Annotated in this window: 5 protein-coding genes and 1 pseudogene; 4 read left to right on the top strand and 2 right to left on the bottom strand. The window is 41.7% G+C overall.

Annotation, left to right across the window (positions count from 1 at the left end; genetic code table 11):
- Positions 1–288 precede the first annotated feature (288 nt).
- Positions 289–462, top strand: coding sequence for a hypothetical protein (locus AAEZ02_RS21270; protein WP_164839455.1), 174 nt, complete (start codon positions 289–291; stop codon positions 460–462).
- 448 nt (positions 463–910) lie between these two features.
- Here the strand turns inward: AAEZ02_RS21270 and AAEZ02_RS21265 are convergent, their stop codons facing one another.
- Positions 911–1945 (bottom strand): RNA-guided endonuclease InsQ/TnpB family protein, encoded by a 1035-nt coding sequence (locus AAEZ02_RS21265; RefSeq protein WP_351124921.1) that lies wholly within the window; start codon positions 1943–1945, stop codon positions 911–913.
- Positions 1867–2136 (bottom strand): helix-turn-helix domain-containing protein, encoded by a 270-nt coding sequence (locus AAEZ02_RS21260; protein WP_351124918.1) that lies wholly within the window; start codon positions 2134–2136, stop codon positions 1867–1869. The genes AAEZ02_RS21265 and AAEZ02_RS21260 overlap by 79 nt, the downstream gene beginning before the upstream one ends.
- A 153-nt stretch (positions 2137–2289) precedes the next feature.
- Here AAEZ02_RS21260 and tnpA point away from each other — a divergent pair.
- The 3 genes and pseudogenes from tnpA to AAEZ02_RS21245 all read left to right on the top strand — a co-directional run bounded on the left by tnpA (position 2290) and on the right by AAEZ02_RS21245 (position 8746).
- Positions 2290–2559 (top strand): annotated as a pseudogene (tnpA, locus tag AAEZ02_RS21255) (IS200/IS605 family transposase).
- Between the two features lie 848 nt (positions 2560–3407).
- Positions 3408–5357: a methyl-accepting chemotaxis protein gene (locus AAEZ02_RS21250; protein WP_351124915.1), complete on the top strand. Its 1950-nt coding sequence runs from the start codon at positions 3408–3410 to the stop codon at positions 5355–5357.
- Between the two features lie 101 nt (positions 5358–5458).
- Positions 5459–8746, top strand: coding sequence for a PAS domain S-box protein (locus tag AAEZ02_RS21245; protein WP_351124912.1), 3288 nt, complete (start codon positions 5459–5461; stop codon positions 8744–8746).
- The last annotated feature ends 242 nt before the right edge of the window (positions 8747–8988 follow it).

The raw sequence follows: 8988 nt of genomic DNA, 5'->3' as shown, positions 1-8988 counted from the left end.
CTGACACGCTCGGTGATACAATTAATGATAACTTTCAGAAATTAAAACCTGCAGTTTGAATTCACTTGAGTATATGTCTCACAATGTTTCGTGCACCCGGGCATGGCTAATGCTCTTAGACCATCAATATCCACTTTGGCGTAAATATGTGACAACCATTTTGAAAAGCACCGGTTCGAGAGTTGTGTAAAGCGACTCGCAGACTTTTTTGCCGCTGTTGCTGTTGCTGTTGCTGAAACGATAGCGATTATTGAAAGAAGGTGATTTATAAAAGCTCTCATCGAAGTTATGTCAGAAGAACTGATCCGCAAACGGGTGATTGAGGCCTATGGCAAAGACGATATCCTCGCAATGATGATGAATATGCGCCGTAAATCGATTAATGATCGAACAGATTATGAGGACTTCTCGTTATTTGAAAAAGCGTTCGGGAGAACACATGGAAGATTACAGTACATTTAAAGCAAACTCCCCTAACTTAGATTCCTAACAAGAAACTCGCCAATTTTGACCTCATCGCATGACTTAAACTCAATATAGCCAGAAAAACTACACTCATGCTAATTTTAATTCTGGAGTACGCAATAAATATATTTCCACCAATTAATGGCATTGATATTTTGCTGTTATTAAAGATGCCGTCAAAGCGCTAGACTGGGTTAATGTTGAAGAAAAGAATAGCTTTCAATACTCTCCAATTCGTAAGCTTAAGGACAAAAGCCGCCGAGCAACAATCTCCGTCAAAGGTGATTGACGCCGATTTAAAACTGAAAAATTTTCCGACCATCACTCTGAGATAGATCCAAAGATTAAAAATCTTGTTGCGAAATATGAATAATTAACGCAGTGAATTACCCCGAGACTTCGCTTCGCTCTGATCACGGGGCTTCTGCAATCTAGCTTTTAACGGCTAAACTGCTTCTTTTTTCTCAGTTCCCACACCAAACTTTGATAGCTCAAAGACTTTCGTTTTAATCGATGTTTTCTGCTGAAATTTGGGGGTTACCCTGGCGACTATCCCAGCCGCCATTAAATCATTTTCGCCTGTGTTTTCGATAGACTTAGCTGCTGCTAAATCTCTGCACTGGACTAAACCGCAGCTTTCGCAGGCAAATTCTCGCACGCTAAGGCCAAACTTGTGCGAGTGCTTGCATTGATAACAAATGCCTGACGATTTCACAAACCGACCAATTTCATGGTAAATACCGCCATTCAATTCAACTTTGTATTTAGTCAGCGAAGTGATCATACCCATCACGTTATCGTTCACCATATGGCCGTTAAATTGCTGCATACCTTTCACGTTTAAATCCTCAAACACTATGATATCACTGGTCTTGGCTATCGAACATGATACTTCGTGAGCGAACGCTAGGCGTTGGCGTGAGATTTTTCCGTGAAGTGTATTTAAGCGTGATTTGGTTTTATGCCAGCGATTTGAGCCCTTTTTCCTTCGGCTCAACTGGACTTGAATTTGCTTTAGCTTTGTTGATGAACGTTTAAAAGCTTTTGGGTTTTTAACGTACCAACCGCTCGAACCTACAACCGTATGCTGACTGTTAATGTCGTAGCCTACAATTGATGACAAGACCCGCTTCGCGGTCTTGCATTCAACCTCTTGAGTCAGCGAAACTTCCCATTTACCATGTGATAGTTGGACAGTAACAGTCTTGATTTCACTGACTAATTTACGGTGTAAAACAATCGGTACGTTGCCAATTTTCGGAATGCTGACCGCACCATTTTCGATGCGGATACGGTTCGAGTTATTTACACACCTAAAACTGTCGTTGTGCAGTTTTTTCTGTTTAAAACTGACCTTAAATGTCGGAAATTGTTGAGTACGACCTTTCGTGAATGAGTTTTTCAACCCTGCTTCAAGATCACGAGCGACTTGCTGTGAGGTCGCAGAATCGAAGGCTTTAAGCCATGAAACTCTTCGAATTTTTTCAAGTCTTTAATCAGCCCAGCCATTTCATGGTAAAACACAAACGTTTTATCGTACTGATATCGACGCATATTTTCAGATAGCAACAAGTTCCATACGCCACGGGCATATGAGCCAAACTCAATAAGTTTGGCTTCCTGCTCTGGCGTTGGTTTTATCCTAAAATTATATCTAAGCGTCTTTTTCATATACTGTATAAACTACTGTATGAATAGAGTTTGTCAAATGGAATATCAAACTAATTCTCATTACAAGCACTACATTTAATCCTCGTCGTTAAATATCGGAAGAAACTACTGCAAGGAGATGTTGGCTAATGTGCAAAAAGGGCTGTTCTAGATATTTCGCAGAAGTCTGACTTTTCAGTTGAAGAGGTCGAAATAGATAGGGATCACATCCATATTCTTGTGAGGATTTCACCGAGATATGCTGTTGGGCAGCATGTTAGAAGAATTAAGCAGCAAACCAACAGATTAATTTGGAGTTGATATCCGAACCTTAAAAAGCAATTTTGGTTGGAGAACAATTATTGGTCTGATGGATATTTTGCTTGCTCAACTAGCAGCGCTTCCGTTGATACGATCCGTCAATATATTCAAGAGCAAGGTTAGTTTATCGATTCATCCCCGCGACTTCGCTTCGCTCTGATCACGGGGTTTTCTCTACAGATTAGATAAAAATGCCGCAATCAGTTATTTGTATTGCGGCATTTTTTTGCTTTTGCACGGTGCAATCCACGTAGACTAATGTTAAAAACACAATGATGGGACCGCTTTTTTTTCGGAACAATAAAGGTTTGCACCTACCCCAGAACAGTCAACCAGAGGATGTTTCCTTCCACATCCCCGAAACAAAATTAAAAGTGTAAAAAATCCTGACACTTTTTAGCGGATAAATCTTATTGTGGCTTAATGGATCTGTACACCGATATCAAGACGTGAAGATTTATTTCGCTGAATTAAAGGCTGAAGAGTTGATGTGTTTGTGCCAACTTAAAACAAAAAATTGACAAAAAGTCTCTACATTATTTATGCCAAAATCCTATGCGATTGATGGTTATTGATAATCGATCGAGTGCAATTCGGATTTTTAGTTCAAAACTTATGGTCAGTTCAGATTATTTCACCTCAACTCGGGATAATAAACAGTTATCAAACAGCCCTTTGAACGGTGAATGAGAATATGCAGTTGTATCAACTCACATGTGCTGTCCGCTGACGATACGATTGCGATTGTTATTTCTGCTATAAAAAATTAACATTTGCAAAGTAATTCCAACAAATAAAACCGTCAATATAAAATTACCAACTATATAAGATAACATACAATGTGATCAATATCAATAAGTTACAAAAAACAAAGTGTTATAATAACTTATTGAATTTAGTAATTATTATCCAGTACGTCGTTCAGTAAAAATTAACCATTAATTTATAATGTATTGATATTAGGCGGATATATGTTAAGGGATTTACGATTAGGATTAAAAATAGGCTTAAGTTTTTTTGTGGTTTTAGCCCTTCTTTCGGTAGTACTCGGTGTGGGTGTTCTCGCACTTAAAAAAGCCGATGAAGGGATCTCGACATACGAAGGCCTAGCAAGGGATACTAATCTCTCAGGGCGTTTACAGGCAAATATGTTAATGGTTCGAATGAATGTGCTGGGTTATCTCAATACACAAAGTGACAATAACCTAACTCAATATAAAGCCTACCTTGATAAAATGAATTCCTTCTTGGTAAAGAGCAAAAAGGAAATTCAGCAACCAGAACGTGCGCAAATAATAGGCGGTCTTGATTTATCTATCACCAAATATAAAAATGCTTTTTCTAGCGTAGTGTCGTTAACGGAACAACAAAACAGTGTCCTCAATGACCAACTCGTGCCTCAGGGAGAGGTAATGGGAAAAGCTATCGCTGCAATCATTCAATCGGCCTATGATGATAATGATGCCAAAACCATTTATCACGCCTCTCATGTTCAAGAGAAATTGTTGTTTGGACGCTTGTATGTTAGCAAGTATCTGACTTCTAATAGTCAGCAAGATTACGGTGTTGCTATCAACTCGATAGACACTAAACTGGTAGAAGAAGCAACAGATCTCAGACAATACTTGTCAAACCCTACTCATCAATCGCTATTGGCTCAATTTTTGACGGCGCATCAGAATTATATGAGTGGCCTGAATGATATCCATCGACTTATCAAAAACAAAAACGAGTTGGTTGAGAATACACTGTATATAATTGGTCCACAGGTGGCGAAAAGTGTAGAAGACGTAAACCTGTCTGTTATGGCAGAGCAAGATATATTGGGCTCTGAGATAAAAGCAAATACTAAGGACAGTATCAACCTCACCTTGCTTCTCTCTTTTGTTGCCATCCTCATTGGCTCCATTGCAGCTTATTTGTTGACTATCGCCATTACTCGTCCAATAAGTCAGGCAGTTAAGGCCGCTAATCTACTGGCAAAGGGCGACTTAACCATCGAAGTAACAAGTTCAAGCCGCGATGAAACTGGGCAGTTACTCGCATCCATTCAAGGGACCGCCACTAATCTGAGAAATATTATTGCGACCATAGCAGGCGCCAGTATTGAGCTTGCATCCGCCTCACAAGAGTTGGCGGTGGTGACAGAGCAGTCAAGCCAAGGGGTGGTAAACCAGCAGACTGAAACAGATTTGGTTGCAACCGCAATGAACGAAATGGCTGCGACGGTTAATGATGTTGCTAGTAATGCTAGTAATGCGGCTGGTGCGGCTAATCAAGCAGACAATGACGCGAGTAGTGGTAGCCAGGTGGTTGAAAAAACGATTTTAGCAATCAATACCCTTGCTGACAGGGTTAATGAGTCTTCTGAGAAGCTAGGTGAAGTCGAACACGCAACTCTTAATATTGTGAAAATCTTAGACGTTATCCGAGGGATTGCCGACCAGACTAATTTACTGGCACTCAATGCTGCAATTGAAGCAGCCCGTGCTGGTGAGCATGGACGCGGCTTTGCCGTCGTGGCCGACGAAGTTCGCTCACTTGCTCAGAGAACCCAAGGGTCTACCCAAGAAATCCAAAATATGATTGAGCAGCTTCAGGCTGGAACCCAAAGCACGGTAGCGGTAATGACTCAAGGGAGAACTCAAGCGGCAGAGTGTGTGGATCAAGCCAATGAAACGGGGCGTGCATTACAGGCAATTACTCAGGCTATTAGTGTGATTAACGACATGAATATTCAGATTGCAAGTGCATCCGAGCAGCAAAGCTCTGTTGCAGAAAGCATTAATAAAAATGTGATTAATGTAAAGCATATTGCCGAAGAAAATGCGGTGGCTGCAAACCAGACAAGAGCCTCTGCTGGTGAGATTGCACTTTTATCTGAGCAGCTAAAAGAGTTGGTTGATCAATTTAAAATTTAACTATACTTAATTGATAATCAAGCGCGTCTCTGTGATGCGCTTGTTTATCTTTCCCAACAGCAATTATCCTGTTTACCTGCAAGTCAATTAATTAGATATGAATGAATATTATTGAACTTATCACCCCGATATCATATTGGATATTGACCACCTTATGGTTGGTTATTATCGGCATTTGTCTGCTTAAACGTAGAAAATTAACAACCCTTGATGGGGCCGTTGGCGGAACGGTTGCCGTTCTTCTTGTTATCCTTGGCATTGATGCCGTCAGGACCATCATTGAAAGTGTCTATTTAGGGTTGTATTTTACCTCACTGTACGGGTTTATCCCGCAAGCTATCAACGAGCTGTTGTCGCAACCTTCTTGGCTCATTATTCCCCCATTAATCAATGTTGCTGCTGGCTTGCTGGTCATCTGGCTTCTCCTCAAGCGTTGGTTTCCAAGGGAGCTGGGTGAACGCGAACAAACATTGCGCGCTCTTGATAAAGCGAAAACAGCATCCGTTAATAACGAAAGGTGGTTTACCTCAATTTCTAATTGTGTAACCGACGGCTTCATTTTCGCGGACCCAGATCGCCGAATTATATCGATAAATCAGGGAATGGAACTCTTGTTAGGGTATCGCTCTGATGAGCTTGTTGGGAATACCACATCGATTATTTATGCAAGCAATGAAGAATATGAGCGACAAGGTCGAATGTATTTTAATCTCGCCGCAGGAGAGAAACTCAAACCTTATGAAGCTAATTACCGCCACAAGGACGGCGGTATTGTTGTTGGCGAAACCAGTCGAATTATGATTAAAGATGTTGATGGCCAAATTCAGGGCTACATGGGCTTCATTCGGGATGTCACCGACCGCAACAAAACCGCGATGAAATTACAGGCGAGTGAGGCGATGCTGTCCCACCATGTTCAAAATACGCCGCTCGGGTACATTTCATGGGATCAACACTCAAATTGTATTGAGTTGAATAAATCAGCCGAAGCCATATTCGGCTACTCTGCTGATGAAGCTAGAGGGCATTCGCTATTAGATTTATTGGTGCCTGAAAAAAGTAGAAGTGGTATCGAAAATATCTGTAAGTCATTGTTAGAAAACAATAAAGATTCAATAAACATCAGTAACAACTTGACAAAAGATGGCCGAACTATTATCTGTGAATGGCATAACACGCCAATTATCGGTGACCGCGGTGACGTTATAGGGGTGATATCATTAATCCAAGATGTTACCCAAAATAGGCGCAACCAAATAGCCTTAAAGGAGACTGAGACAAAATTTCGCGAGCAAAGTCAGCGTTATGCTGAAGTGATTTGGGGCGCTAATATTGGCACCTGGGAATGGAATGTAGAAACGGGTAAAAACGTGTTAAATGAACGCTGGGCCGAGATGTTGGGCTACAGTCTTAATAAGCTTGAACCCACTAGCGTTGATACTTGGGAGGCACTGCTACATCCTGATGATGTCAATAAGACCAATGAATTGATAGAGGATTGTTTCAAGGGTGAGACTGAATCTTTAGCATGCGAATTTCGGATGCAGCACAATAATGGTAGTTGGGTCTGGATCCTCAATCGTGGCCGGGTAGTTGAGTGGACAATCGACGGCAAGCCATTGCGAATGTCCGGCACACATCAAGACATCACCAAGAGTAAGCAATCTGAAGACGCGCGCAAACTTGCCGCCAGCGTATTTACCTACGCCAAAGAAGGGATCATCATCACTGATACCAACGGTATCATCATAGACGTTAATGATGCTTTTAGTGATATTACCGGCTACTCACGCGGTGATGTGATAGGACTAAATCCGCGAATGTTTAAATCGGGACTTCATTTACCAGAGTTCTATAAAGAGATGTGGGCCTCTTTGCGACAAAAAGGCTATTGGACAGGTGAAGTCTGGAACATGCGTAAGAATGGCGAGGTTTATCCGCAGATACTTACCATAAGCTCGGTACTCGATGATATTGGCGTGGAGCAAAACTACGTTGCCCTATTCAACGATATTACCGCAATTAAAGATCACCAAGGACAATTAGAACGTATTGCTCACTATGATATGTTAACAAACTTACCTAATCGTACATTATTGGCAGACCGTCTAACCCAATCCATGAAGCACAGCCAACATCAACACTCATTATTAGTAGTCGCCTTTGTTGATTTGGATAGATTCAAAAAAATTAATGATACCTACGGTCATATCGTTGGTGATGAATTATTAATTGTGGTCTCATCTCGCATGAAGGAAGCCCTGCGTAATGAAGATACGCTGGCTCGTATAGGCGGGGATGAGTTTGTCGCTGTGATGGAAAATATACAAACAATGACGGATTGTGAGCCTATCTTAGAGCGACTATTGCTGGCTGCATCGGATCCTGTGGTAGTGGGGGGCGTTAGGTTGGAAGTATCTGCCAGTATTGGGGTATCTATTTATCCGCAAGATGGCGTCGATGCAGACCAACTCATACGCCATGCCGATCAAGCCATGTATGTTGCAAAGCAACAGGGAAAGAACCGCTATCGCTTGTTTGATTCTGCACATAATACGGAGATGGTTAATCAGCATAAAGAGTTGCAACGCATACGTAAGGCATTGGACGGGAATGAGTTTTTACTTTATTACCAACCTAAGGTCAATATGAAAACAGGGGAAATGATTGGCGTTGAAGCGTTAATTCGTTGGCAATGCCCCGAGCGTGGTTTAATCGGCCCTAATGAGTTTTTGCCTGTCATTGAGGAGCATGTTCTCGGTATCGCGCTAGGCGAATGGGTCATTGGCACCGCACTGAGTCAAATTAAGGCGTGGCAAACACTGGGGGTGAATATTCCCGTCAGTGTCAACATTAGCGCGATTCAATTACAGAGTGATGATTTTGCCACTCGCTTGGCTGAGTTATTGGCCGCATTCCCCGAGGTTGCTCCTAGCGCTTTAGAATTAGAAGTCCTTGAAACGAGTGCGATAGGTGATTTGTTGCAGGTTTCTGAGACCATGCTCGCCTGTATTAAGCTGGGGGTTAATTTTGCATTAGATGATTTTGGTACGGGTTATTCTTCATTGAGTCACCTCAGGCATTTGCCCGCGAGTTTGATTAAGATAGACCAGACCTTTGTGTGTGATATGTTGATTGACTCCAATGACTTGTCGATTGTCGAGAGCGTGGTGGTATTGGCCAAGACATTTAAGCGTGACGTTATTGCCGAGGGAGTAGAAACCATCGCCCATGGTGTTGCGCTATTGCAATTAGGCTGTGAATTGGCGCAGGGGTATGGGATTGCGAGGCCGATGATGGCTAAAGATATTCCTCTATGGGCGGAAAATTGGCAGCCAGATGTTGCGTGGCGACAATTTTGTCAGCCTAAATTAGTATCAGCGAATTAGTACGAGCGAATTATGAGATAACAATCAGTTTTTTCGGACTTGATATCGTGCAGAAACAGCACGGTATCAATTAAATCTACGGGTATATACCCATCATTCTTCAAGGTGCATGTTTTAACGCCTGAAAATGGTCATTAATTCTACTTCCTAAAATATCACCTATCTGGGGAAGTGTTTGACTAAAAAGTTCATCAATTTTATCCCTGAATTCTTTCGCCGTTGCAAAATATTTGTTATTTCTC

Origin of the sequence: Shewanella sp. T24-MNA-CIBAN-0130, assembly GCF_040310185.1 — a bacterium.
Lineage (GTDB): Bacteria > Pseudomonadota > Gammaproteobacteria > Enterobacterales > Shewanellaceae > Shewanella > Shewanella psychromarinicola.
This window is presented reverse-complemented; position numbering and strand designations above follow the sequence as displayed.

Bases quoted from the DNA above. Each gene is read 5' to 3' on its own strand.
- AAEZ02_RS21245 (WP_351124912.1), top strand. From the start codon at position 5,459: ATGAATATTATTGAACTTATCACCCCGATATCATATTGGATATTGACC.
- AAEZ02_RS21270 (WP_164839455.1), top strand. From the start codon at position 289: ATGTCAGAAGAACTGATCCGCAAACGGGTGATTGAGGCCTATGGCAAA.
- AAEZ02_RS21250 (WP_351124915.1), top strand. From the start codon at position 3,408: ATGTTAAGGGATTTACGATTAGGATTAAAAATAGGCTTAAGTTTTTTT.
- AAEZ02_RS21260 (WP_351124918.1), bottom strand. From the start codon at position 2,136: ATGAAAAAGACGCTTAGATATAATTTTAGGATAAAACCAACGCCAGAG.